Here is a 24,872-nt window from a genome sequence, read left to right on the forward strand (position 1 = left end):
CCTACGAGCGCGCGCTGTCGAGGACACCGTTGCGCTTAGCCAGCTCGATGTTGGCCAGATGCTGTTGATAGTCGCGGGTGAACAGGGTCGTCCCCTGGGCGTCGATGGTGACAAAGTACAACCAGTCCCCCGGCGCGGGGTGCTCGGCGGCCCACAGCGCGTCGGTGCCGGGCGAACAGATCGCCGTGGCGGGCAGCCCGGAGGACACGTAGGTGTTCCACGGGGTCCGCTGGGCACGGTCGGCGTCGCTGGTGGCCACCTCGCGGCGGTCCAGCGGATAGTTCACGGTGGAGTCGAACTCGAGCGTGCGATGCTCGTGCAGGCGGTTGTAGATCACCTGCGCCACCTTCGGGAAATCCTGCGTGTTGCTTTCCTGCTGCACCAATGAGGCCACCACCAGGATGTCGTAGGGCGACAGCTGCAGGGACGCGGCGGTGTCGATCAGGCCGGACTTCATGTACTCCACCGCTCCGGCACTGATCAGGCTCGCCAGGACGTTCGCCGGCGAGGCCGCGGGGTCGACGTTGAAGGTCCCCGGCGCGATGAGGCCCTCGATGCGGCGATGGTCGTGACCCAGCTCGGTCACCGGTTCCATGGCCCACGGCGGCACCGCGAGCACTGCCGGCGAGCTGTCGGCCGCCGCCGCCCGCAGCTCGCCCGCCGCCACGCAGCGCCGGTTGCCGTTGAGGTCGACACAGGTGGCCCGCGAGATCAGGCTGAAGATTCCGGGCGTCATCTTGTTGGTCTTCATGTCGGTGGTGTCGTCGAGCTGACGGCCCTCCGGGATGACCAGCCGGCCCACCCGGTTCTTCGGGTCGGTCAGCCGCGCGACAGCGTCGGCCGACGAGATCTCGGTGCGCAGCTGGTAGTAGCCCGGCTGGATCGCGTTGATCGCGGCGTTGCCGTGCGCAGCGTTGACGAAGGCGCGGACCGTCTTGACGACATGCTGGTTCTGCAACGTCTCCCCGACCATGGTGGTCGAGTCGCCGGCCTCGACGTGGATGACGATGTCACGCTTTCCGTCCCCGGTGTAGTCGTCCCCGGAGCCGAACATGGTGTGCCGGAGTTTGGTGCCGGCGAACACGGCCGCCATCACGACCAGCACGATTGCGGCCAGCGCGAACCTGCCCACCGTGCGGCGCCGGCGCCGGCCGCGTTCGGCGCGCAGGCGGGACGAACGGCTCATCCGGTGCCGAGGCGGCCCGACCGTCTCCGGCTCGGCGCGTTGGCTGTCAACCATCGGCGCCCTTTTCGGCCGCGGCGACCTGCCCGGCGCGGGCGGCGCGGCGCTGGTCGAGCCAGCTTTGCAGGATCGCGACGGCGGCCGCCTGGTCGATCACCGCTCGCTGCTCGCGGGCGCGCACCCCGGCCGCGCGCAGTGAGCGCTGGGCGCTGACCGTGGTCAGGCGTTCGTCGGCGAGGCGCACCGGCATGGGGGCGATCCGGCCGGCCAGCCTGTCGGCCAGTTCGATCGCGTCCAGCGCGGCCGGGCCGGTGCGGTCGGCCAGCGTCCGCGGCAATCCGACGATCACCTCCACCGCCCCGATTTCGGCGACGAGCCGGGCCAGCCGACGCAGGTGCCTGCCCGAGCGGTCCCGGCGCACCGTCTCCACCGGAGTGGCCAGGATGCCGTCGGGGTCACTGGCGGCCACACCGATGCGCACGCTACCCACGTCGACGCCGAGCCTTGGGCCCCGGCCCGGATCCTGGTCGGGATCCCCGGGCCGGTCTGGCAGGCGATGCTGGGTGGGGGCCACTCAACCGACCCGCGCGATCGCGACCACCTCCGCGCGCACCGCGTCCAGCGCCGCGTCGATCCCGTCCGGATTCCTGCCCGAACCCTGCGCCAGGTCCGGCTTGCCGCCACCGCGCCCGTCGACCGCCGCGGCGAGCCGCTTCACCAGGTCGTCGGCGCGGACCCCCAGGTCGCGGGCGGCGGGATTGGCGGCGACCGCGTACGGCACCGTCCCGCCGTCACCCTCGGCGATGAGCGCCACGACCGCCGGATCGCTGCCCAGCTTGCCGCGGATGTCACCGGCCAGCGAGCGCAGGTCGACCGCCGTCGTACCGGCCGACATCCGTTGTGCCACCAACCGCACGTCACCGATCCGCTCCGCACCGGCCGCGGCGTTGGCCCCGGCAGCACGCGTGCCCGCCACCCGGACCCGTTCGAGTTCCTTCTCGGCGGCTTTGAGCCGGTCCACCAGGGCGCCCACCCGGGCGGGCACCTGGTCGGACGGTACCTTCAGCGACGACGCCAACCCGGCCATCAGTGCCCGCTCCTTGGCCAGATGACGAAACGACTCCAGACCGACGTAGGCCTCCACCCGGCGCACCCCGGACCCGACCGAGGACTCGCCCAGGATGGTCACCGGCCCGATCTGTGCCGAGTTGTGCACGTGGGTTCCACCGCACAGCTCCAGCGAGAACGGTCCACCGATCTCGACGACCCGCACCTCGTCGGGATAGCTCTCGCCGAACAGCGCCAGTGCGCCCATCGCCTTCGCCTTCTCGATCGGCTCGGTGAACGTGTGCACGGCAAAGTCGGCCTGCACCGCCTCGTTGGTCACCTCTTCGATCTGGGTGCGTTGCTCGTCGGTCAGCGGACCCTGCCAGTTGAAGTCGAACCGCAGATAACCCGGGCGGTTCAGCGACCCGGCCTGGACGGCGTCGGGGCCCAGCACTTGTCGCAGGGCGGCGTGCACCATGTGGGTGCCCGAATGGCCCTGGGTGGCACCCCGGCGCCAGCCCGGGTCCACCGCCGCGACGACGGTGTCACCCTCGACGAATTCCCCGGATTCCACGTTGACCCGATGCACCCAAAGGGTTTTCGCGATCTTCTGGACGTCGGTGACCGCAGCCCGGGCGCTCTGGCCGGCCCCGGTGCCGCTGATCGCGCCCTCGTCGGCGATCTGCCCGCCGGACTCCGCGTAGAGCGGGGTGCGGTCCAAGACGAGTTCGACCTGATGCGCACCGCCGCCGTCGCCCGGGCCGTGTGCGACCACGGGCACCCGCCTGCCGTCGACGAAGATGCCCAGAATCCTTGCCTGCGAGGTCAGCTCGGTGAAGCCGGTGAACTCGGTGGGCCCGGCGTCGACCAATTCCCGGTAGGCGGTCAGGTCGGCGTGGGCGTGTTTGCGCGCGGCGGCGTCGGCCTTGGCGCGGCGGCGCTGCTGAGCCATCAGTTCGCGGAAGCCGATCTCGTCGACCTGCAGGCCGGCCTCGGCGGCCATCTCCAGGGTCAGCTCGATCGGGAAGCCGTAGGTGTCGTGCAGGGTGAAGGCGTCAGAACCGGACACCATTTCGGCGCCCTTCGCCCTGGTGACTCCTACCACCTCGTCGAACAGCCGGGAGCCTGACGTCAGGGTGCGGTGAAACGCGGTCTCCTCGGCGACGGCGATACGTTTGATCCGGTCGAAATCGGCGACCAGTTCCGGGTAGGAGGGGCCCATCGCGTCGCGCACGGTGGTCATCAGGTCGCCGACGATCGGCCCCTGGATGTCGAGCAGCCTGGCCGAGCGGATCACCCGGCGCAGCAGCCTGCGCAACACGTAGCCGCGCCCGTCGTTGCCGGGAATTACCCCGTCGCCGATCAGGATCGCCGCCGTGCGGCTGTGGTCGGCGATCACCCGGTAGCGCACGTCATCTTCAGGGGTGCCGTGGTTTCCGTACGGGCGCGCGGCCACGGTGGCCACCTTGTCTATGACCGGCCGCAGCAGGTCGGTCTCGTAGACGTTGTGCACGCCCTGCAGGATGAACGCGACCCGCTCGACGCCCATGCCGGTGTCGATGTTCTTGCGGGGCAACGGACCGAGAATCTCGAAGTCGGTCTTGCCGGTTCCCTCGCCGCGCTCGTTCTGCATGAACACGAGGTTCCAGATCTCGATGTAGCGATCCTCATTGGCGATCGGGCCGCCACCCACGCCGAACTCCGGGCCGCGGTCGTAGTAGATCTCCGACGACGGCCCACAGGGCCCGGGGATGCCCATCGACCAGTAGTTGTCCTCCATTCCGCGGCGCTGAATGCGCTCGACCGGCAGCCCGGCGATCTCCTGCCACAGCCGCACGGCCTCGTCGTCATCGAAAAAGACTGTGGTCCAGATTTTTTCGGGGTCCAAACCGTAACCGCCGGCGTCCACGCCGCTGGTCAGAAGGCCCCATGCCAGTTCGATGGCCTCGCGCTTGAAGTAGTCACCGAACGAGAAGTTGCCGGCCATCTGGAAGAACGTGTTGTGCCGGGTGGTGATCCCGACCTCGTCGATATCGGGTGTGCGGATGCACTTCTGGATGCTGGTGGCCTTCGAGTAGGGCGGCGTGCGCTGCCCCAGGAAGAACGGCACGAACTGGACCATGCCGGCGTTGACGAACAGCAGGTTGGGGTCTGCGAGGATCACCGACGCGCTCGGCACCTCGGTGTGACCCGCCTTCACGAAATGATCGAGGAACCTCTTCCTGATCTCGTGTGTCTGCACTCTTTTCCGCTCTTCCTGTTTTCCTCGAATTGCCGCGGCCCCGACGGGCTGGGCGCGCGGCGGCCCGTCACGTCAGTTTTCCAGCATATTCGCCGAGTTTTGGGAGGCTGTCTAACGACTGGCCGGACCGCCCAACAGTACCTCGTCCGCCGCTTCCCGCTAACCCGCCAGAAAGCTCAGCTGCACCGACCGCCGCAGGTTGTCGCGGTTGAGGTCGACCAGCACGATGCTCTGCCAGGTGCCCAACCGCAGCTCGCCGGCGGCGACCGGCACCGTCACCGATGGAGCCACGATCGCAGGCAGCACGTGATCGGCGCCGTGGCCCGGGGAACCGTGCGAATGCCGATATCGGTCGTCGCGCGGCACCAACCGCTCCAGCGTTTCGACCAGGTCTTCCTCGGAGCCCGCACCGGTCTCGATGATCGCGACCCCGGCCGTCGCATGGGGGACGAACACGTTGCACAAGCCGTCGCCGCAGCTCACGCAGAACCTGCGGACGGCATCGGTCAGATCGACGGTGCGACGCCGGGAGGTGTCCACGTCCAGGACATCGGTATGCACCCGGTCCAGCCTACGGCCGAGCCACCGGACGCAGCCAATTCCCTGTGACGGTTGCCACACCCTGGCTTGCGCGAGGAAAATCACCGACGGGACCGGTGGCGCCGCCGGGGTGCTGCCCCGAGACGAGAGGGTCGGCCGTGTACGCACGCTCTACCACCATCCAAGCGAAACCCCTGTCCATCGAGATCGGAATCGCGCACGTCCGCGATGTCGTCATGCCCGCCTGCGCGGAGATCGACGGCTTTGTCGGCCTGTCACTGCTGGTGGACCGGCAGTCCGGCAGATGCATCGCCACCAGCTCCTGGGAAAGCGTGCATGCCATGCGCGCCGGCGCCGAGCGGGTCGCGCCCATCCGCGAGCGTGCCGCGCTGATGTGGTCCGCAATTCCAGGCAGCGCCAAGATCGAGGAATGGGAGATCGCCTCGCTGCACCGCCACCACCGGTCCCGCGAAGGGGCCTGCGTGCGATCCACCTGGCTCAAGGTAGTGCCGGACCAGCTCGGCCGGTCCCTGGACTTCTACCGCACGTCGCTGCTCCCGGAGATGGAGGGGCTCGACGAGTTCTGCAGCGCCAGCCTGCTGGTCGACCACCCCACCTGCCGGCGGGCCGTGTCGTCTTCGACGTTCGACAGCATGGACGCGATGGCACGCAACCGCGACCAGGCGACCGAGCTGCGCAGCAGAGGGGTGCGCGACCTGGGCGTCGAGGTCGTCGATGTGGCCGAGTTCGAGCTGGCGCTCGCCCACCTGAGGGTGCCCGAGCTGGTCTGAGCCGCCTTTACCGGGTGCCGAACGTCACGCCAGAGTGGCGGCGGGTGCCGAACGTCACGCTGGCGTGACGTTCGGCGGGGCGCTTCAGGGCAGCGCGTCGCCGGGAAACCCGCGGCCGGGGTGCCCCCGCCCGGCTGCGGCCTCGATCCCTGCGGACGGTTCAGCCCCGCCGGCGGCGGATGATCGCGCGCAGCCGCTCCAGCCGTCCCGCCATGTCGCGCTCACCCCCGCGGCCGGTGGGCCGGTAGTAGTCCACACCCACCAGATCGTCGGGCGGATATTGTTGCGCCACAACACCGTCCGGGGAGTCGTGCGAGTATCTGTAGCCCTGCGCGTTGCCCAGGGCGGTCGCTCCGGCGTAGTGGCCGTCGCGTAGGTGCGCCGGGACGGGGCCGGCTTTGCCGGCCCGGACGTCGTCCATCGCCGCCGCCAGCGCGGTGGTGACCGCGTTCGACTTGGGCGCGGTGGCCAGGTGCACGGTGGCGTGCGCCAGCGTCAGCTGGGCTTCGGGCAGGCCGATCAGCTGTACGGTCTGCGCGGCGGCCACCGCGGTGTGCAGCGCGGCCGGGTCGGCCATGCCGACGTCCTCGCTGGCCAGGATCATCAGTCGGCGGGCAATGAAGCGCGGATCCTCCCCGGCGACGAGCATGCGGGCCAGGTAGTGCAACGCGGCGTCGACGTCGGAGCCGCGCACCGACTTGATGAACGCGCTGACGACGTCGTAGTGCTGGTCGCCGTCGCGGTCGTAGCGCACCGCAGCCCTGTCCAGAGATTGCTCGATCGTCTCCACCGTGACCTCGTCGCCGGCCGCCGCGGCCCCTTCGGCAGCCACCTCGAGCGCGGTCAGGGCGCGACGGGCGTCGCCGGCCGCCAGTCGCACCAGCAGGTCGACGGCATCGGGGTGCACCCGGACCCGCCCGCCCAGCCCGCGGGGATCGTCGATGGCGCGCTGCACCACCGCACGGATGTCATCGGGGCCCAGCGGCCGCAGCTGCAGGATCAGCGACCGGGACAACAAGGGCGCCACCACCGAGAAGGACGGATTCTCGGTGGTCGCCGCCACGAGCAGCACCACCCGGTTCTCCACGGCCGACAGCAGGGCGTCCTGCTGGGTCTTGGAGAATCGGTGCACCTCGTCGATGAACAGCACCGTCTGCTCGCCGTGCAGCAGCGCCCTGCGCGCCGAGTCGATCACGACCCGGACCTCCTTGACACCGGCCGACAGCGCCGACAACGCCTCGAACCGGCGGCCGGTCGCGCGCGAGATCAGCGCCGCCAGCGTGGTCTTGCCGCTGCCGGGCGGACCGTAGAGGACCGCCGACGCCACGCCCGAGCCCTCCACGAGGCGGCGCAGCGGTGATCCCGGCGCCAGCAGATGGCCCTGCCCCACCACCTCGTCCAGCGTGGCCGGGCGCATCCGCACCGCCAGCGGCGCGCCTGCCGACACGCCCGGCTCACGGTCGGTCGTCTGGGTATCGCCGGGAAGGTCGAACAGACCGTCGGGCACGGTTTCAGGCATACCACGCCTGCGAACCGGGCGCGCCGAGCCAGACCCGGTGCCGCCAATCCGCGCGCCCCGGCCACATCTTTGCTAAGTTCCCGGTTGCCAAGGTCCGTGTGGCGTGCCCGTAGAGCGATCCCTACAGCGAGGACGGAAATGAGCCAGCCTCCAGAGCATCCAGGCAATCCGGAGTTTCAAGGCAATCCGGAGCAGGCAGGCGGCCCGGCCGGCCCCCCACCCGGCTACGGCGGACCCCCTCCACCCCCACCCGGCTATGGTGGCCCCCCACCCGGCTACGGTGGCCCCCCGCCCGGCTACGGGCCCCCGCCCGGCTACGGCCCCCCACCCGGCTACGGCCCCCCACCCGGCTACGGCCCCCCGCCCGGCTATGGTGGCCCCCCGCCCGGCTACGGCCCCCCACCCGGCTACGGCCCCCCACCCAAGCCCCCGTTCAGCATCGGCGAAGCGTTCGGCTGGGCATGGAAGAAGTTCACGCAGAACGCCGTCACGCTGATCGTCCCCGCCCTCGTGTACGGGCTGCTGCTCAGCGCCGCCTACGGTCTGATCGCCCTGAGCACCGGCATGGCCACCACGATCACCAGCTCCGACGACTACACCAGTGCCACAACGAATCTCGGCCCGGGCGAGTGGGCTGTCATGGTGATCGGCTATCTACTGGTCTTCGCGGTGGGGGTGTTCGCGCAGTCCGCATTCCTGACCGGATGCCTCGACATCGCCGATGGGCGGCCCGTGACCATCGGGGCGTTCTTCAAGCCGCGCAACGTCGGCCCGGTCATCCTGGCGGCGCTGCTCGTCAGCGTCCTCAGCGTGCTCGCCTCGACCTTGTGCTTCCTTCCCGGCCTCATCTTCGGCATCTTCGCGATGTTCACGGTTCCGTTCGCCATCGACCGCGCGCAACCGCCAGTCACCGCGCTGACGTCCAGTTTGTCGACGGTCTGGTCGAACTTCGGCAACGCCCTGCTGGCCTGGCTGGTACAGGTTGCGGTGGTCGCCATCGGCGCGCTGGTGTGCGGCGTCGGCCTGCTGGTGGCGCTTCCCGTCGCCGCGCTGATCCTGATCTACACCTACCGCACGCTGTCGGGCGGGCGGGTCGTGCCGCTCGAACAGGGCTACCAGCAGGGGCCACCGCCGGGCTACCAGCCGTTCTAGCACCGGCCGGCTGACCACGCCGGGGCCTTGTCGGCACCGCCCCGCTGCGCTGCGGCCTTCGGGTGGCTGTGGTCCAATCAGCGGTTATGAGTATCAAAGTTGCGCTGGAGCACCGCACCAGCTACACCTTTGACCGCCTGGTCCGCGTCTACCCGCACGTGGTGCGGCTGCGCCCGGCGCCGCACACCCGAACGCCGATCGACGCCTACTCGCTGCGCGTCGAACCCGAAGAACACTTCATCAACTGGCAGCAGGACGCCGTGGGCAACTTCCTGGCCCGGCTGGTGTTCCCCAACCCCATGACCCGCCTGACCATCACCGTCGGGCTCATCGCCGACCTCAAAGTGATCAACCCGTTCGACTTCTTCATCGAGGACTGGGCCGAGACCTGGCCCTTGAATCACGGGGCCGGGCTGGCCTACCCCAAGTCGCTGGCCGACGACCTCGAGCCCTACCTGCGGCCGGTCGACGAGAACGGCGAAAAAACGGGGCCCGGAGACCTCGTCCGCGCGTGGGTGCGCAACTTCTCGGTGCCCGAGGGCACCCGCACCATCGACTTCCTGGTCGCCCTCAACCACGCCGTCAACGCCGACGTCGCCTACAGCGTGCGCATGCAACCCGGCGTCCAGACACCGGATCTCACGCTGCGCAGCGGGGTCGGCTCGTGCCGCGACTCGGCCTGGCTGCTGGTGTCGATCCTGCGCCGGTTCGGGCTGGCCGCCCGTTTCGTATCGGGTTACCTGGTCCAGCTGGCTTCCGACGTGGAGGCCCTCGACGGGCCGTCGGGGCCCGCCGCCGACTTCACCGACCTGCACGCCTGGACCGAGGTCTACATCCCCGGCGCGGGCTGGATCGGCCTGGACCCGACGTCGGGGCTGTTCGCCGGCGAGGGCCACATCCCGCTGGCGGCCACGCCCCAACCGGCGAGCGCGGCGCCCATCAGCGGCGGCACCGAGCCCTGCGAATCGGTGCTGGAGTTCTCCAACACCGTCACCCGCGTGCGCGAGGACCCGCGCGTGACGCTGCCCTACACCGACGAGGCGTGGCGGTCGATCTGCGAGGTCGGCCACCACGTCGACGAGCGGTTGGCCGCCGCCGACGTGCGCCTCACCATGGGCGGGGAACCGACGTTCGTGTCGGTGGACAATCAGGTCGACGAGGAATGGACGACGGCCGCAGACGGCCCGCACAAGCGGCAGCGGGCATCCGACCTGGCCGCCCGGCTGAAAGCGGCGTGGGCTCCGCAGGGGCTGATCCAGCGCGGGCAGGGCCGGTGGTATCCGGGCGAGCCGCTGCCGCGCTGGGAGATCGCGCTCTACTGGCGCACCGACGGCCGGCCGCTGTGGGCCGACGGCGCGCTGCTGGCCGACCCGTGGGCCGCCGAACCGGCCCGGCCCTCCGATGCCGACGCGGCCCGCGTAGTGCTCGCCGGCATCGCCGACGGCCTGGGTCTGCCGGCATCCCAGGTGCGACCCGCCTATGAGGATCCGCTGCACCGGCTGGCGGCCAAGGTGCGCCTGCCCGAAGGGGATCCGGTGGATCCGGCCGACGACCTCGCCGACGACTCGCCGGCCCGACGCGCCGCACTGCTGGCCCGCCTCGACGAATCACTGAGCGCGCCTGCGGCTTTCGTACTGCCCCTACACCGGCGCGAAGACGGCCTCGGGTGGGCCAGCGCGGACTGGCGGCTGCGCCGCGGCCGGGTCGTCCTGCTGGCCGGCGACTCTCCCGCGGGTCTGCGCTTGCCGCTGGACTCGATCAGCTGGCAACCACCCTGCCCCACATTCGAGGCCGATCCCCTGAACGCGGGCGACGCGCCGGCCACGGACTCGGCGGGCGCGGTGGTCACCGACCCCGACGGGGCGCCGCCGACCGCGCTGGTCGCCGAGGTCCGGGACGGGTACCTGCACCTCTTCCTGCCGCCGACCGCAGCGCTGGAACACTTCACCGACCTCGTTGCCCGCGTCGAGGCCGCAGTGGCGAACGCCGGGTGCGCGGTCGTGATCGAGGGATACGGACCGCCGCCGGATCCGCGCCTGCGCTCGACGACGATCACCCCCGACCCGGGCGTGATCGAGGTCAACGTCACGCCCACGGCCGGCTTCGCCGAACAGGCACGGATGCTGGACACCCTGTACCAGCAGGCCCGGCTGGCCCGGCTGTCGACGGAGTCGTTCGACGTCGACGGCACCCACGGCGGCACCGGCGGCGGCAACCACATCACGCTCGGCGGCGTCACCCCGGCGGACTCGCCGCTGCTGCGCCGCCCGGACCTGCTGGTCTCGCTGCTGACGTACTGGCAGCGGCATCCGTCGCTGTCCTACCTGTTCGCCGGGCGATTCATCGGCACCACCTCGCAGGCCCCGCGCGTCGACGAGGGACGCGCCGAGGCGCTCTACGAACTCGAGATCGCGTTCGCCGAGATCGCGCGGGTGGCGGCCGGCGGAGGAGCCAAACCGTGGCTGGCCGACCGCGCGCTGCGCCACCTGCTGACCGACATCACCGGCAACACCCACCGCTCCGAGTTCTGCATCGACAAGCTCTACAACCCCGACAGCCCCCGCGGCCGGCTCGGCCTGCTGGAGCTGCGCGGGTTCGAGATGCCACCTCACCTACGCATGGCGATGGTGCAGTCGCTGCTGGTGCGCGCGCTGGTGGCATGGTTCTGGGAGCAACCGCTGCGCGCGCCCCTGATCCGCCACGGCGACAACCTGCACGGTCGATACCTGTTGCCGCACTTCATCATCCATGACATCGCCGACGCCGCCGCGGACCTGCGCGCACACGGCATCGCCTTCGAGACGAGCTGGCTGGACCCCTTCACCGAGTTCCGCTTCCCACGCATCGGCACCGCCGTTTTCGAGGGCGTGGAGATGGAGCTGCGTGGCGCGATCGAGCCGTGGAACACCCTGGGCGAGGAGGCGGGCGCGACGGGCACCGTCCGCTACGTCGACTCCTCGGTCGAACGGATCCAGCTCCGCGTCATCGGCGCCGACCGGCACCGCTACGTCGTGACGTGCAACGGCCACCCGGTGCCGCTGCTGGCCACCGACAAACCAAACGTCGACGTCGGCGGCGTGCGGTTCAAGGCGTGGCAGCCACCCAGTGCGCTGCACCCGACCATCTCGGCCGACGGCCCACTGCAGTTCGAGCTGGTGGACCTGACCTCCGGGACGTCCCGCGGTGGCTGCACCTACCACGTCACCCATCCGGGCGGGCGCGCCTACGACGAGCCGCCCGTCAACGCCGTCGAAGCCGAGGCCCGCCGCGCCCGCCGCTTCGAGGCGACCGGCTTCACCCCGGGCAAACTCGACCTGGCCCGCCTCCGGGAGAAGCAGGCCCGCATGTTCACCGACGTCGGCGCGCCGGGCATCCTCGACCTGCGCCGGGTGCGTACCGTGCAGCAGTGATGGCATTCCCGGACAACACGGCCATGGCGCTCGCCACCGACGAATGGCCGGTGAAGACTTCTTCGGCGTCAGGCGGCCACCACGACGCCGATCGGCTCCTGGCCGGATACCGCGCCGCGCGTGCCCAGGAAGCGCTGTTCGACCTGAGGGAGGACGCCGGGACCAGCCCGGCGATCGGGTTCGACGAATTCGTCGACCGCGACGGGGCCGTGCGCCCGGCCTGGCACGAGTTGGCCGACGCGGTCGCGGAGCGGGGCCGGGCCGGGCTGGACCGGCTGCGCTCGGCGGTGCGCACCCTGATCGACAACGACGGCATCAACCACACCGAGGTGGGACCGGGCGGCTCGAGCGGTGCGCAGGGGCTGGAACCGCGGCCCTGGCAGCTGGACACGCTGCCGATCGTGTTGTCCGCGGCGGACTGGGAAACGCTGGAGGCCGGGCTCGTGCAGCGCTCGCGCCTGCTCGACGCGGTGCTCGCCGACCTCTACGGGCCGCGCCGCTTGCTCACCGAGGGCCTGCTCCCCCCGGAATTGGTGTTCGCCCATCCCGGTTATGTGCGCTGGGCCAACGGGATCGAGATCCCCGGACACCACCAGCTGTTCATGCACGCGTGCGACCTCAGCCGGCTGCCCGACGGCAGCTTCGCGGTCAACGCCGACTGGACGCAGGCTCCGTCGGGCGCCGGCTACGCGCTGGCCGACCGGCGCGTGATCGCGCGCGCGATCCCGGACCTCTACGAGAGGATCGCGCCGCGGCCGACGACGCCGTTCGCCCAGGCGCTGCGGCTGGCGCTGATCGACGCGGCACCCGACGTCGCGCAGGACCCGGTGGTCGTGGTGCTCAGCCCGGGCATCTACTCCGAAACCTCGTTCGATCAGGCGTATCTGGCGACGCTGCTGGGCTTTCCGCTGGTGGAGAGCTCCGACCTGGTGGTGCGCGAGGGTACGGTGTGGATGCGTTCGCTGGGAACCTTGAAACGCGTCGACGTGGTGCTCCGCCGCGTCGACGCACTGTACACCGACCCGCTGGACCTGCGAGCCGACTCCCGCCTCGGGGTGGCCGGCCTGGTGGAGGCGCAGCACCGCGGGACGGTGACCGTGGTCAACACGCTGGGCAGCGGCATCCTGGAAAGCCCTGGGCTGCTGCGCTTTTTGCCCGGGCTGGCCGGCCGGCTGCTCGCCGAAACCCCATTGCTGGACACCGCGCCGCTGTACTGGGGCGGCATCGCCGCCGAACGCTCGCACCTGCTGGCCAACCTGTCGTCGCTGCTGGTGAAATCGACCGTCGGCAGGGCAACTCTTGTCGGACCCACGCTTTCGTCGCAACAACTGGCGGAACTGGCCGCGCGCATCGAGAGCATGCCCTGGCAGTGGGTGGGCCAGGAGCTTCCGAGGTTCTCGTCGGCGCCCACCGACCATGCCGGGGTGCTGGCGTCGGCCGGTGTCGGGATGCGCTTGTTCACGGTGGCCCAACGCGGTGGTTACGCGCCCATGATCGGCGGCGTGGGTTACGTACTGGCTCCGGGAACCGGAGCCTACACCCTTAAAACTGTTGCGGCCAAGGATATCTGGGTGCGTCCGACGGAACGCGCGCGGGCCGAGGCGGTGACGCTGCCGGCGCCGGTGCCGCCGGCCAAGACCGGGGCGGGAACCTGGGCGGTCAGTTCGCCGCGGGTGCTGTCCGACCTGTTCTGGATCGGTCGCTACGGCGAGCGCGCCGAGAACATGGCCAGGCTGTTGATCGTGACCCGCGACCGTTTCCACGTTTACCGCCACCACCAGGACACCGAGGAAAGCGCGTGCGTGCCGGTGCTGATGGCTGCGTTGGGCGCGATCACCGGGACCGACACCGGAACCGACGGCGACGAGGCCGAGATGATCGCCGTCGCGCCCTCGACGCTGTGGTCATTGACCATGGATCCGGGCCGGTCCGGGTCACTGGTGCAGTCGGTGGAGGGACTGGGGCTGGCCGCACGGGCGGTACGCGACCAGCTGTCCAACGACACGTGGATGGTGCTGGCCGGGGTGGAGCGCGCGATCGCCCACCGGGCCGACCCGCCGAACTCGCTGACCGAGGCCGACGCGCTGCTGGCGACGGCGCAGGCGCAGACGCTGGCCGGGATGCTCACGTTGTCGGGGGTCGCTGCCGAGTCCATGGTGCGCGACGCGGGCTGGACGATGATGGACATCGGCAAGCGCATCGAGCGGGGCCTGTGGCTCACGGTCCTGCTGCAGGCCACACTGGCCGTTGTCCGGCCGGCCGCGGCCGAACAGATCATCATCGAGGCGACGCTGGTGGCCTGCGAATCGTCGGTGATCTACCGGCGCCGGACGGCGGGCGCGGTGAGCGTCGCCGCGATGGCCGAGCTGATGCTGTTCGACGCCGGGAACCCGCGGTCGTTGCTGCACCAGGTGGAGCGGCTGCGGGCCCACCTGCGGGACCTGCCCGGGTCGTCGGGTTCGTCGCGCCCGGAGCGGCTGGTCGACGAGATCGGCACCCTGCTGCGCCGGTCCCATCCCGCCGAGCTCGAGCAGGTCAGCGGCGAGGGGCGCCGCGCGGAGCTCGCCGACTTGCTGGCCGGGATACACGCCGGGCTGCGCGATCTGGCCGAGGCGATCACCGCGACGCAGCTGGCGCTGCCCGGCCACATGCAGCCGTTGTGGGGGCCCGACGAACGACGGGTGATGCCGGCCTGAGGCGGCCGTCGGCTCGCTACGCTGCGGGCCGGCCCGAATCCGACGTCATCTCGTCGATCACGGTGTGGATGAATTTCATCTTCTCCAGCACCGCGTGGGGCAGCACGAACGGATACAGGTCGCCGCGGCCCATCGACCGGTTCACCATGTTCAGCGCCCACGACAGCGGCAGCCACATGTCGATGATGGTCGCAAAGGCGCTGGGACCCAAGATGGTTCGGTCGAACGTCGCCGTCGCCGACGCGAAACCGCACCAAGCCGAGGTGTCCAGGGTGTCGCGGATGTGCAGGTAGTGGGCGAACGTCTCGGCCCAGTCCTCGGCGGGATGCATGGTCGCATACGACGACACGAACCGTTGCGGCCAGCCGTCGGGCGCGCCCTGGCTGTAGTGGCGGTCCAGTGCCGCGGAGTAGTCGGCGCCGGGATCGCCGAACAGCTCGTTGAAGCGCGCCAGGTAGTCGCCGGACGGGCAGATCAGCCGGTAGAAGTAGTAGTGCCCGATCTCGTGGCGGAAGTGCCCGAGCAGGGTCCGGTAAGGCTCCTCCATCTCGACCCGCAGCTGCTCGCGGTGCACGTCGTCGCCTTCGGCCAGATCCAGTGTGATGATGCCGTCCTCGTGCCCGGTGAACACCTTCTCGTGCGCGCTGGACAGCAGGCGGAAGGCCAGGCCGTAGTCGGGGTCCGTATCACGGCCGACGATCGGCAGCTTGAGCTCGTGCAGCTCGGCGATGAGCCGTCGCTTGGCCGCCTCGGCGCTGGCGAACGCGGCCAGGCCGTCGGCGTCGGCGTCGTTGGGCCGCTCGATGGTCAGTGCGCACGAGTCACAGAGCCCGCCGGAACTCTTGGATACGAGCCAATTGCATTCGGCGAGATGAAGATTCGCGCACAGCTGATATTCGTCGGCATCCACGGCACCCGCGTGCTCGCCCTGCCCGCCCGCGGCGATCACGAGCAGGGCCATCTGGTTGAGGGAGAACCCCAACGCGCTGCCGCACGACAGACACGCGGAGTTCTCGAACGTCAGGCGCTGACCACAGCTGGGGCATTGGAAGTCACGCATGCACGACGTCGCCTTCGACAGGACCTGAGTACGGCACCACGTCGACCGCGACGTCGATGACGCTGTGCTCGGAGTTGGTGTAGATGACACCGCGCAGCGGCGGGACATCCGCGTAGTCGCGGCCGCGGCCGACGACGATATAGCGCTCGTCGACCATCTGGTCGTTGGTGGGGTCCAGGCCCAGCCACTCGAGGTGGCCGGGATCCTGCGGCGTCCACACCGCGGTCCAGGCGTGTGTGGCGTCGATTCCGATCATCCGATCCTTCCCCGGCGGCGGGTCGGTGGCCAGGTATCCGGAGACATAGCAGGCCGCCAAACCGTTGGCTCGCAGACAGGCGATCGCCAGCCTGGCAAAGTCCTGGCATACCCCTTCCCGGGCGGCCAGAACCTCACCCACCCCGGTCGAAATCGTCGTCGAGCCCGAGCGGTAGCTGAAATCGGTGAAGATCCGCGACGCCAGGTCCCGCAGCACCTCCACCAGCGGGCGCCCGGGCGCGAAGCTGGGTGCGGCATAGCGGCGCACCTCATCGGTGATCTCCGGCGGGTCCAGGTCGAGTGTGAACTCCAGCGCCAGAGCGCCCGCGGGCCCCGCCGGCCGGGCGGTCTCCCACGGCTGCAGTGCCGGTCCGCTGCTGTAGAGCGTCGGCGCCGGCGGGTACACGTCGACGACGGAGTCACTGATGACCGTCAGGGTGCGGTGCGGCTCGGTGACGTGGAAGTAGGAACTGGTGTTGCCGTAGCTGTCCTGGCTGGTGGAGACGTCAGCCGGCGCCGGCTCGATGTGCAACCGGTGCGCGACGCAGCGCTGCCGCGGCGAATCACGCGGCGTGAGGAAACCGCGGCCGTACGAGCTCGTGACCACCGCGGAGTAGCGATACTGGGTGCGGTGTGTGACGCGATGGCGGCGGGCGACCCCGTCCTGGGATTCTGGCAAGACCCCTCCTCCTCACGGCTGATCACATCACATGCCGCGCGACTTCGGCGGTCACGGCTCATGCTCATCGCTTCGCGCTGCATCGTCGCCTTCGCGGCTCATGCCCGGTCCGCCTGCTCGGGGCCGGACATCTATTCCGGACTCCTTGCGCTGCTGGGCGGTGATCGGCGCCGGTGCGTCGGTGAGCGGGTCCACCCCGCCGCCGGTCTTCGGGAAGGCGATCACCTCGCGGATGGAGTCCACCCGCGACAGCAGCGCGTTGATCCGGTCCCAGCCGAACGCGATCCCGCCGTGCGGCGGCGCGCCGAAGGTGAACGCCTCCAAGAGGAATCCGAACTTCTCTTCGGCCTCGGCCCGCTCGATGCCCATCACCGCGAACACCTTCTCCTGGATGTCGCGGCGGTGGATACGAATCGAGCCGCCGCCGATCTCGTTGCCGTTGCAGACGATGTCGTAGGCGTCGGCCGGCACGCTGCCGGGATCGCCGTCGATCGCGCCGGCGTGCCCGGGCTTGGGCGCCGTGAACGCATGGTGCACCGCGGTCCACGCCCCCGAGCCGACGGCCACGTCGCCGGCGGCTGTCGCGTCGGCGGCGGGCTCGAACAGCGGCGGGTCCACCACCCAGACGAACGCCCAAGCGTCGGGGTCGATCAGGCCCAACCGGCCGGCGATCTCGCTGCGGGCCGCGCCCAAAAGGGCCCGCGAGGGCTTCGCCGGGCCCGCGGCGAAGAAGACGCAGTCCCCCGGCTTCGCCCCGACGTGCGCGGCCAGACCGGCGCGCTCGGTGTCGGTCAGGTTCTTGGCCACCGGGCCGCCCAGCGTGCCGTCCTCGGCGACCAGAACGTAGGCCAGCCCCTTGTGCCCGCGCTGCTTGGCCCACTCCTGCCAGCCGTCCAGCGTGCGCCGCGGCTGCGACGCCCCGCCGGGCATCACCACCGCGCCGACATACGGCGCCTGGAACACCCGGAACGTGGTGTCTGTGAAGAACTCCGCGCACTCGACGAGCTCGAGCGCGAACCGCATGTCGGGCTTGTCGGAGCCGAAGCGCCGCATCGCCTCGGCGTAGCTGATCCGCGGGATGGGCCGGGGGATCTCGTAGCCGATCAGCGCCCACAACGCGGACAGGATCTCCTCGGAGACCGCGATGACGTCCTGAGCGTCGACGAAGCTCATCTCCATGTCGAGCTGGGTGAACTCGGGCTGGCGGTCGGCGCGGAAGTCCTCGTCGCGGTAGCAGCGGGCGATCTGGTAGTAGCGTTCCATCCCGGCCACCATCAGCAACTGCTTGAACAGCTGCGGGCTCTGCGGTAGCGCGTAGAACGAACCCGGGTGCAGCCGGGCCGGAACCAGGAAGTCGCGGGCGCCCTCCGGCGTCGACCGGGTGATGGTCGGCGTCTCGACCTCGACGAAGTCGTGCCCCGCCAGCACCGCACGGGCGGCAGCATTCACCTTGGAACGCAACCGCATTGCGGCAGCCGGGCCGTCGCGGCGCAGGTCGAGGTAGCGGTACTTCAGCCGCAGCTCCTCACCGGCGGGCTCGTCGAACTGGAACGGCAGCGGCGCGCTCTCCCCCAGCACGGTCAGCTCCGCGGCGTTGACCTCGATGTCGCCGGTCGCGATCTCCGGGTTGGCGTTGCCCTCGGGCCGGATCTCCACGACCCCGCAGACCGCGACGCAGAACTCGGCGCGCAGCCGGTGCGCCTGCGCCAAAACCTCCGGGTCGCGGAACACCACCTGCGCGGTTCCGGAGGAATCCCGCAGGTCGATGAAGATGACGCCACCGTGGTCGCGGCGCCGCGCCACCCAGCCGGCCAGCGTCACCCGCTGTCCGGCGTCGCTTTTGCGTAGCGATCCGGCGGCGTGGCTGCGCAGCACGAACACTCCTTTTCACCCGGCTTGAAACGAATGCCCAGTCTAGAGGAGGTAGTTTCGGTGCTATTGCCACCAACCCTCCAACCAGGATCGCACTCGTGGGTCCCGGCGCCGTCGGCACGACGGTCGCCGCGTTGCTGCACCGGGCCGGCCACCCGGTGCTGGTCTGCGGGCGCACCCCCCGCGACCGCATAGAGCTGCGGCCCGACGGCGCGGAGCCCATTGTGGTGCCCGGCCCGGTGCACACCGATCCCGCGGCTACCGACGGGATCGACGGCCCGGCCGACGTGGTGATCCTGGCGGTCAAGGCCACCCAGACCGTCGACGCCGCCGCCTGGCTGGCCCGCCTGTGCGCCGAACACACCATCGTGGCCGTGCTGCAGAACGGGGTGGAGCAGGTCGAGCAGGTGCGGCCGCACTGCCCGGCGTCGCCGGTGGTCCCGGGGATCGTGTGGTATTCGGCCGAAACCCAGCCGGCGGGGTGGGTGCGGCTACGCACCGAGGCCGCGCTGGTGCTGCCCACCGGGCCTGCGGCCGACACGGTCGCCGGGCTGTTGCGCGGCGCCGGCTGCCGGGTGGACTGCGACCCCGATTTCGTCACGGCCGCATGGCGCAAACTGCTCGTCAACGCGCTGGCCGGATTCATGGTGCTGGCCGGGCGCCGTTCGGGAATGTTCCGCCGCGATGACATCGCGGCGCTCGCGCGGCGTTACGTCACCGAATGCCTCGCGGTGGCCCGGGCCGAAGGGGCCCGGCTCGCCGACGACGTGGCCGAGGAGCTGGTCGAGCTGTTCCGTCGGGCCCCCGAGGACATGGGCACCTCGATGCTGGCCGACCGGGAGAACCGTCGGCGCCTGGAATGGGACATCCGCAACGGCGTGGTCGTCCGCAAGGCGCGCGCCCACGGCCTGGCCACGCCGATCAGCGATGTTGTGGTGCCGCTTCTGGCCGCGGCGGGCGACGGGCCCGGCTAAGTTCGTGGCCACGTTCCCCTGCGAACCCGGTCCGACCTAGTGAGGAGCGCGCGATGACCTTCAACGAGGGGATGCAGATCGACACCAGCAACTCGTCGACGTCCGGGGGCGTCGGCGGGGCGCGGATCGCGCTGGGCGGCGGCATCGGCGGGTTGGTGATCCTGCTCGCGGCGTTGTTCTTCGGGGTCGACCCCGGCGGCATCACCGGCCAGCAGCCCATGGACACCCGCGACGACGTGGCCAGCGGCTTCGACCTCAGCCGGTGCCGGACCGGGGCCGACGCCAACACGTACGTGCAGTGCCGCGTGGTGGCGACCGGCAATTCGGTGGATGCGGTCTGGCATCAGCTGATGCGCGACTACACCCGCCCGCACATGCGCCTGTTCACCGGCAGCGTCAACACCGGCTGCGGTCCGGCCACCAGCGCGGTCGGCCCGTTCTATTGCCCGGCCGACCAGACGGCCTACTTCGACACCGACTTCTTCCACGTGCTCGTCACCCGATTCGGTTCCAGCGGTGGGCCGTTCGCGCAGGAATACGTCGTAGCCCACGAATACGGCCATCACGTGCAGCAACTGCAAGGCATCACCGGCCGTTCCCGGCAAGGCGCCCAGGGCGCCCTGGGCAACGGCGTGCGCACCGAGTTGCAGGCGGACTGCTACGCCGGGGTGTGGGCCCACTACGCGTCGACCGTCAAACAGGAGAGCACCGGCGTGCCGTATCTGGAGCCCTTGAGCGACAAGGACATCCACGACGCCCTCTCGGCCGCGGCGTCAGTGGGCGACGACCGCATCCAGAAGGCCGCGACCGGACACATCGACCCCGAGTCGTGGACGCACGGATCCTCGACCCAGCGGCAGAAGTGGTTCACCACCGGCTACCGCACCGGCGACCCCAACAAATGCGACACCTTCTCGGCCGGCGATCTCGGTTGAACCGCGTGTCGCCGGGCGGCCTCGGCAGCGACGCAGCGCTTCGGTACATTGCCAGGGTGTCCGTCCTCAAGGCATCACTCGGCCTGATCTGCCTCGGCCTGGTCGCGGCCTGCTCGTCGAGCAAGCCGGCCCACCCGACGGACATCAAGAAGGTCTTCACCATCGAGTCGACATTCGGGCCCGAATACCGTGTCAAGGGCAAAGGCCCCACCGGGATCGACCCGCAGTTGGAGGGGTCGCAGGGCCTGCCTCCCAATGTGATCTTCGAACCCGCGGACTGCGGCAAATACACCAGCGGGCAGCGCCTGCCGCTGGGCACCCAGGGCAAGATGGCCGCCGTGTTCGCCGAGGGCAAGGGGAACCGGTTCGTCACGGTCGCCTTCCAGACCGCCGAGGAACTGCCTTTCGACGCCGTCCCCGAGCAGTGCAAACACGTGTCCTTCAGCGGTCCCAATGTCAACGGTGTCGTGGACGCGGTGGACGCACCGACGATCGAGGGCGCCCACACCCAGGGCACCTACCGCCAGGTTCAGGCCAAAGTCCACGACAAGGAGCAGTCCCAGGAGGTCTACCACTTCGCCGCCTACCTCGGGCGGGCGTTGGTGGTGGTCACCGCGACCCCGCTGGCGGCGCCCAACCAGCCCTCGTCGCCGATCGACGTCGACCGGGCGCGCCGTCTTCTGGCCGATGCCGTTTCGGCCGTCCGCGGCTGAGCCGCTGGCTAGGCTTGAACCCTGTGACGTCGGATGACGAAGATGCGCCGGTACGCAGCAACCGCCCGAAGTGGGCTTTGCTGGCGCTGACGGCGGTCGCGGTGCTGGCCGCCGCATTGGCCACCTCGACGCTGCTCGGCCACACCGGGGCCAACGATCCGTCGTCGACTTCGTCGTCGGGGTCAGCCGTCGGCGCAACGTCGGACATCGCCAGCGCCCATGACGACGGCCCGGTCACCGTGGTCATCGACGATCCCACGTGTGGGCCGTGGACAGCCATCAACAACAGCCTCGCAAGCGGCGGGCAGCGGCTGTGGAACGACCGGGACCGGTCTGTTCCGGCGTCGGCGTGGAACGACAAACAACGCATCCAGTTCCTCGCCGCCGGCCAGGCGATGGGCAACGCCGCGGCGCAGAGCGTCGGGTTGGTCAAACTCACGCCGCATCGGGTGGTGCGAGAACTCTACGAGCAGTTCATCGCCTACACGCGCGCCTACGTCGAGCACCTCCCGCACTACGTCCCCGCCGACGACACCCTGGCGGGCACCGCGAACAGCGCATCCTCGGCGCTGGGCGCGATCTGCGCCGCAGTGGCCGACGGCTCGGCAGCCGAGCGCGGACCACTCGTGCCACCACCGGCCCCGCCGTCGCAGATCGCGCCAGTGGGCAACATCGCCCACCCCCAGCGCTTCCTCACCAAATCCAATCCTGTGTGCTCCGAATGGAAATCCGCGCTGGACGAGTTCGGCGAAAAAACCGCTGACTGGCAGAAGATCAACCCCAACGTCCCCTCCTTGTGGTGGAACAAGGAGCAAAAGGCGACCAACTTCGCCGTCGCACCGGTGATGAACGCCTATGCCGGCAAGCTGGAACTGCTCGGCCGGCGCGCCGGTAACCCCACGCTGCAGGACTTCGCGGTGCTCTCGGCGCAGTACCGGCGCGCGTTCGTCACGGCGATACCGACCTATAGCCCGGGGGACAACCATCTGGCCAACGCCGCGAACTACGCCTCCACCACCGTTCTCGGAGCCTGCGCGGCCCTGCCCGAATAGCACCCGAGGGTCAGCGTCAGCAGCTTTGACCGCGCGCGAGCGCGCTCAGGCGCCCGCCAGCAAATCCCGCAGCGCCGCACGACCCCGCTCGTCGAGCGGCAGCAACGGCGAGCGCGGGTCACCGACCGGGAAGCCGAGCAGTTCCAGTCCTGCCTTGACGGTGGTGGCCAGTCCCCCGGCGACGATGAACTCCAGCAAGCCTTTCAGGTCGTCGTAGCGGGCGCGCGCCGTGTCGAGGTCACCCGCGCGCACCGCGTCGTACAGGTCGAGGCACGGCTGCGGCCGCAGATTCGGTGCGGCCGTGCACCATCCGGAGGCGCCGGCCAACAACGCGTCGAGCACCAGCGGGTTGCTGCCGTTGTAGAAGGGCAGCCGGCCGCCGGACAGTTCGGCGATGCGCCGCATCCGGGACAGGTCGCCGGTGGATTCCTTGACCATCGTGAGGTTCTCGATGGCTTCGAACATGGTAACGAGCAACTCGGGGCGCATGTCCACACCGCTGGTGGCCGGGTTGTTGTAGGCCATGATCGGGATCTCGACGGCGTCGCCGATGCGGCGGTAGTGCTCGAGGATCTCGCGTTCGGTGAGCTTCCAGTAGGAGACCGGCAGGACCATCACCGCGGCGGCGCCGGCACGTTGGGCGTATGCGGCGCGCCGGACGGTCCTGGCGGTCGTCACATCCGACACCCCCACGACCACGGGCACCCGGCCGGCGACGGTGGCGAGGGTCGTGTCGACCACGCTGTCGAACTCGGGTTCCTCGAGGTAGGCCAGCTCGCCGGTGCTGCCCAGCGGGGCGATCGCATGCACGCCGTCGGCGACCAGCTTGTCGACCAGCGCGGCCAGCCGCGCCGTGTCGATACCGGTGTCGGCGAACGGGGTCACCGGGTAGGCGATGATGCCGTGGATCACCGGCGACCCCCCTCGGTGGTCAGCGCGTCGGGATGCCGGGCCAGCGCGCGACGGGCGTAGTAGGCGAAGTTGGCGCGGCTGCGCTGCGGGGTCAGTGTCCAGTCGTGGGCCTCGCGGGCCAGCTGCCCGGGCAGTCGCCGGACGGTGCCGGCGGCCATGGCGGCCAACTGCAGCCTGGCGCCGCGCTCGATCAGGATGCCCAACGAGCACGCCTCCTCGATGCTGGCCCCGGCCACCACCTGGCCGTGGTGCGCCAGCAGGATCGCCTTCTTGTCGCCGAGCGCGGCGGTGATGATCTGGCCCTCCTCGTTGCCCACCGGAACGCCGGGCCACTCGGCCAGGAACGCGCAGTCGTCGTAGAGCGGCGTGGTGTCCATGTGGGAGACGACCAAGGGCACCTGCAGCATCGACAGCGCCGCGACATGGAAGGCGTGGGTGTGCACGATGCAGTGGACGTCGGGCCGCGCACGATAGATCCAGCTGTGAAAGCGGTTGGCGGGGTTGGGTATTCCGTCCCCGTCGAGGACGTTGAGGTCCTCGTCGACCAGCAGCAGGTTGTCGTCGGTGATCTCGTCGAAGCCGAGCCCCAGCCGCTGGGTGTAGTAGGTTCCCACCGCTTCGGCGCGCGCGGTGATCTGACCGGTCAGACCCGAGTCGTGCCCGGCGTCGAACAGGGCGCGGCAGGTCAGCGCCAGCTTCTGGCGGGTGGTCAACTGCGGCTCGTCGACGTGGGCGCGCAGCTGCTCGGCGGCGCGGCGCATCAGGTCGGACTTGGCAGCCGAGAACGTGCCCACCATGTGACACAATGTAGCACTGAAGGACACATTGTGTCATGAAAGGGGTTCCGGTGACGGCACTGCTGCGCGCGGTCCGCCGGGAACGCGGCCTGACGCTGGAGGGGCTCGCCGCCGCCACCGGCCTGACCAAGAGCTACCTGTCGAAAGTCGAGCGCGGCCTCAGCACGCCATCGATCGCGGTCGCCCTCAAGGTCGCGCGGGCGCTCGACGTCGATGTCGGGCGGCTGTTCTGCGACGGGGCGGCCTCCGAGAGGATCGCCGTCGACCGGGCCGGGCACCCGCGCGGCGAGCGCTACCAGGCGCTGGGGTCCGCCCTGCTCGGAAAGTCCATGTCGCCCTTCATCGTTCGCCCGACCGAGCATGCCGCCGAGGATCCGCATCCCGAGCACGCGGGTCAGGAGTTCGTGTTCGTGCACGCCGGGGACGTCGAACTCGAGTACGGGGACCGGACGCTCACGCTCGGCACCGGCGACAGCGCCTACTTCGACGCGTCGATCAGCCACCGGATCCGGGCGGTGGGCGGCCGATCGGGCGAGGTCGTCGTGGTCGCTACCAGGGACGCGTCGAGCAGGTGACGCCGGTGGTGGCGTTCTGGGTCACCACGACCTTGCCGTCCACAGCGATCTCGCAGTGGAGTTCGGGGGTGGAACCCGAGCCGCAGTCCGGCCAGTGGCACCCGCCACTGGCGTTGACGAACGCCCACTGGTCCGGGTTGGCCAGCGTGGTCGTGTACACGAGCGGCTCCCCCGCGGTGTACACCGCCTGCACGGTGCTCATGTACTGCGCGGAGTTGGCATCGAAGGCGGATTGGCTCGGCGGATCGCTGTTCATGTACCGGACCTGGCCGGTCAGGTTACCGGTGGTGGTGACGGTGTAGGTGACCTGGTGGCCGGCCGGCTCCGCATGGGAACTCGCGGGTGCAACAACCGCCGTGAAGGCCGTCGCGAAGGCGGCCGCAGCCAACCCGCTGATCGCTTTTCGCACGTTCGTCATGTCGGAAACAGTACCGAATTCGTTACGGACAGCCCGGCCGAAACCGTGTT

Annotated in this window: 20 protein-coding genes; 9 read left to right on the forward strand and 11 right to left on the reverse strand. The window is 70.1% G+C overall.

Annotated features, from left to right (window positions below):
• Position 1: 1 nt before the first annotated feature.
• The 4 genes from ACOJVU_RS14160 to ACOJVU_RS14175 form a co-directional block, all read right to left on the reverse strand.
• Complete coding sequence (locus tag ACOJVU_RS14160; protein ID WP_421530346.1) at positions 2 to 1,240, reverse strand: endolytic transglycosylase MltG; 1,239 nt, start codon at positions 1,238 to 1,240, stop codon at positions 2 to 4.
• Positions 1,233 to 1,757: a Holliday junction resolvase RuvX gene (gene ruvX / locus ACOJVU_RS14165; protein WP_421530347.1), complete on the reverse strand. Its 525-nt coding sequence runs from the start codon at positions 1,755 to 1,757 to the stop codon at positions 1,233 to 1,235. The genes ACOJVU_RS14160 and ruvX overlap by 8 nt, the downstream gene beginning before the upstream one ends.
• On the reverse strand, positions 1,758 to 4,472 hold the full coding sequence (gene alaS, locus ACOJVU_RS14170; RefSeq protein ID WP_421530348.1) for an alanine--tRNA ligase: 2,715 nt from the start codon (positions 4,470 to 4,472) through the stop codon (positions 1,758 to 1,760). It lies immediately after the preceding gene.
• 159 nt (positions 4,473 to 4,631) lie between these two features.
• On the reverse strand, positions 4,632 to 5,033 hold the full coding sequence (locus ACOJVU_RS14175; protein WP_421530349.1) for a secondary thiamine-phosphate synthase enzyme YjbQ: 402 nt from the start codon (positions 5,031 to 5,033) through the stop codon (positions 4,632 to 4,634).
• 137 nt (positions 5,034 to 5,170) lie between these two features.
• Between ACOJVU_RS14175 and ACOJVU_RS14180 the strand changes: the two genes are divergently transcribed.
• Complete coding sequence (locus tag ACOJVU_RS14180) at positions 5,171 to 5,803, forward strand: hypothetical protein (RefSeq protein WP_421530350.1); 633 nt, start codon at positions 5,171 to 5,173, stop codon at positions 5,801 to 5,803.
• A 160-nt stretch (positions 5,804 to 5,963) separates the two neighbouring features.
• Here ACOJVU_RS14180 and ACOJVU_RS14185 read toward each other — a convergent pair whose 3' ends face one another.
• The gene (locus ACOJVU_RS14185; RefSeq protein ID WP_421530351.1) at positions 5,964 to 7,322 is read right to left on the reverse strand and encodes a replication-associated recombination protein A; all 1,359 of its coding nucleotides are present in this window, start codon (positions 7,320 to 7,322) and stop codon (positions 5,964 to 5,966) included.
• Between the two features lie 138 nt (positions 7,323 to 7,460).
• Between ACOJVU_RS14185 and ACOJVU_RS14190 the strand changes: the two genes are divergently transcribed.
• The 3 genes from ACOJVU_RS14190 to ACOJVU_RS14200 all read left to right on the forward strand — a co-directional run bounded on the left by ACOJVU_RS14190 (position 7,461) and on the right by ACOJVU_RS14200 (position 14,580).
• Positions 7,461 to 8,474 (forward strand): hypothetical protein, encoded by a 1,014-nt coding sequence (locus ACOJVU_RS14190; protein ID WP_421530352.1) that lies wholly within the window; start codon positions 7,461 to 7,463, stop codon positions 8,472 to 8,474.
• An 86-nt stretch (positions 8,475 to 8,560) separates the two neighbouring features.
• On the forward strand, positions 8,561 to 11,884 hold the full coding sequence (locus tag ACOJVU_RS14195) for a DUF2126 domain-containing protein (RefSeq protein WP_421530353.1): 3,324 nt from the start codon (positions 8,561 to 8,563) through the stop codon (positions 11,882 to 11,884).
• Between the two features lie 23 nt (positions 11,885 to 11,907).
• Positions 11,908 to 14,580 carry a circularly permuted type 2 ATP-grasp protein gene (locus ACOJVU_RS14200; protein ID WP_421530364.1) on the forward strand — a complete coding sequence of 891 codons (2,673 nt, stop codon included), beginning with the start codon at positions 11,908 to 11,910 and terminating at the stop codon, positions 14,578 to 14,580.
• Between the two features lie 16 nt (positions 14,581 to 14,596).
• On the opposite strand, the gene ACOJVU_RS14205 is transcribed toward ACOJVU_RS14200, so the two are convergent.
• The 3 genes from ACOJVU_RS14205 to aspS are packed head-to-tail and all read right to left on the reverse strand — an operon-like array spanning position 14,597 to position 18,455.
• Positions 14,597 to 15,640, reverse strand: a complete 1,044-nt coding sequence (locus tag ACOJVU_RS14205; RefSeq protein WP_421530354.1) for a zinc-binding metallopeptidase family protein — start codon at positions 15,638 to 15,640, stop codon at positions 14,597 to 14,599.
• Entirely contained in the window at positions 15,633 to 16,574 is a 942-nt protein-coding gene (locus ACOJVU_RS14210) for a transglutaminase family protein (RefSeq protein ID WP_421530355.1), read from the reverse strand. The genes ACOJVU_RS14205 and ACOJVU_RS14210 overlap by 8 nt, the downstream gene beginning before the upstream one ends.
• A gap of 51 nt (positions 16,575 to 16,625) precedes the next feature.
• Entirely contained in the window at positions 16,626 to 18,455 is a 1,830-nt protein-coding gene (gene aspS, locus ACOJVU_RS14215; protein WP_421530356.1) for an aspartate--tRNA ligase, read from the reverse strand.
• A gap of 56 nt (positions 18,456 to 18,511) precedes the next feature.
• On the opposite strand from aspS, the gene ACOJVU_RS14220 reads away from it, so the two are divergent.
• Genes ACOJVU_RS14220 through ACOJVU_RS14235 form a run of 4 tightly spaced genes read left to right on the forward strand, consistent with a single transcriptional unit; the run spans position 18,512 to position 22,120 of the window.
• On the forward strand, positions 18,512 to 19,420 hold the full coding sequence (locus ACOJVU_RS14220) for an oxidoreductase (protein ID WP_421530365.1): 909 nt from the start codon (positions 18,512 to 18,514) through the stop codon (positions 19,418 to 19,420).
• Between the two features lie 53 nt (positions 19,421 to 19,473).
• Positions 19,474 to 20,355 (forward strand): neutral zinc metallopeptidase, encoded by an 882-nt coding sequence (locus ACOJVU_RS14225; RefSeq protein ID WP_421530357.1) that lies wholly within the window; start codon positions 19,474 to 19,476, stop codon positions 20,353 to 20,355.
• A 56-nt stretch (positions 20,356 to 20,411) separates the two neighbouring features.
• Positions 20,412 to 21,068 (forward strand): DUF5642 family protein, encoded by a 657-nt coding sequence (locus ACOJVU_RS14230; RefSeq protein WP_421530358.1) that lies wholly within the window; start codon positions 20,412 to 20,414, stop codon positions 21,066 to 21,068.
• Positions 21,069 to 21,091: 23 nt separating this feature from the next.
• Positions 21,092 to 22,120, forward strand: a complete 1,029-nt coding sequence (locus tag ACOJVU_RS14235) for a hypothetical protein (protein WP_421530359.1) — start codon at positions 21,092 to 21,094, stop codon at positions 22,118 to 22,120.
• Positions 22,121 to 22,165: 45 nt separating this feature from the next.
• Here the strand turns inward: ACOJVU_RS14235 and ACOJVU_RS14240 are convergent, their stop codons facing one another.
• On the reverse strand, positions 22,166 to 23,032 hold the full coding sequence (locus tag ACOJVU_RS14240; RefSeq protein ID WP_421530360.1) for a dihydrodipicolinate synthase family protein: 867 nt from the start codon (positions 23,030 to 23,032) through the stop codon (positions 22,166 to 22,168).
• Positions 23,029 to 23,829, reverse strand: a complete 801-nt coding sequence (locus ACOJVU_RS14245) for an aldolase (RefSeq protein ID WP_421530361.1) — start codon at positions 23,827 to 23,829, stop codon at positions 23,029 to 23,031. Before ACOJVU_RS14245 ends, ACOJVU_RS14240 begins: the two co-directional genes overlap by 4 nt.
• Positions 23,830 to 23,879: 50 nt before the next feature.
• On the opposite strand from ACOJVU_RS14245, the gene ACOJVU_RS14250 reads away from it, so the two are divergent.
• Complete coding sequence (locus ACOJVU_RS14250; RefSeq protein ID WP_421530366.1) at positions 23,880 to 24,404, forward strand: helix-turn-helix domain-containing protein; 525 nt, start codon at positions 23,880 to 23,882, stop codon at positions 24,402 to 24,404.
• Here the strand turns inward: ACOJVU_RS14250 and ACOJVU_RS14255 are convergent.
• On the reverse strand, positions 24,379 to 24,822 hold the full coding sequence (locus tag ACOJVU_RS14255; RefSeq protein WP_421530362.1) for a hypothetical protein: 444 nt from the start codon (positions 24,820 to 24,822) through the stop codon (positions 24,379 to 24,381). The genes ACOJVU_RS14250 and ACOJVU_RS14255 overlap by 26 nt on opposite strands.
• Positions 24,823 to 24,872: the final 50 nt, after the last annotated feature.

Origin of the sequence: Mycobacterium sp. THU-M104 (assembly GCF_049197365.1) — a bacterium.
Lineage (GTDB): Bacteria > Actinomycetota > Actinomycetes > Mycobacteriales > Mycobacteriaceae > Mycobacterium.

Bases quoted from the DNA above. Each gene is read 5' to 3' on its own strand.
- ACOJVU_RS14205 (WP_421530354.1), bottom strand. From the start codon at position 15,640: ATGCGTGACTTCCAATGCCCCAGCTGTGGTCAGCGCCTGACGTTCGAG.
- ACOJVU_RS14190 (WP_421530352.1), top strand. From the start codon at position 7,461: ATGAGCCAGCCTCCAGAGCATCCAGGCAATCCGGAGTTTCAAGGCAAT.
- ACOJVU_RS14255 (WP_421530362.1), bottom strand. From the start codon at position 24,822: ATGACGAACGTGCGAAAAGCGATCAGCGGGTTGGCTGCGGCCGCCTTC.
- ACOJVU_RS14245 (WP_421530361.1), bottom strand. From the start codon at position 23,829: ATGGTGGGCACGTTCTCGGCTGCCAAGTCCGACCTGATGCGCCGCGCC.
- ACOJVU_RS14185 (WP_421530351.1), bottom strand. From the start codon at position 7,322: ATGCCTGAAACCGTGCCCGACGGTCTGTTCGACCTTCCCGGCGATACC.
- ACOJVU_RS14195 (WP_421530353.1), top strand. From the start codon at position 8,561: ATGAGTATCAAAGTTGCGCTGGAGCACCGCACCAGCTACACCTTTGAC.
- ACOJVU_RS14200 (WP_421530364.1), top strand. From the start codon at position 11,908: ATGGCGCTCGCCACCGACGAATGGCCGGTGAAGACTTCTTCGGCGTCA.
- ACOJVU_RS14160 (WP_421530346.1), bottom strand. From the start codon at position 1,240: ATGGTTGACAGCCAACGCGCCGAGCCGGAGACGGTCGGGCCGCCTCGG.
- ACOJVU_RS14225 (WP_421530357.1), top strand. From the start codon at position 19,474: ATGACCTTCAACGAGGGGATGCAGATCGACACCAGCAACTCGTCGACG.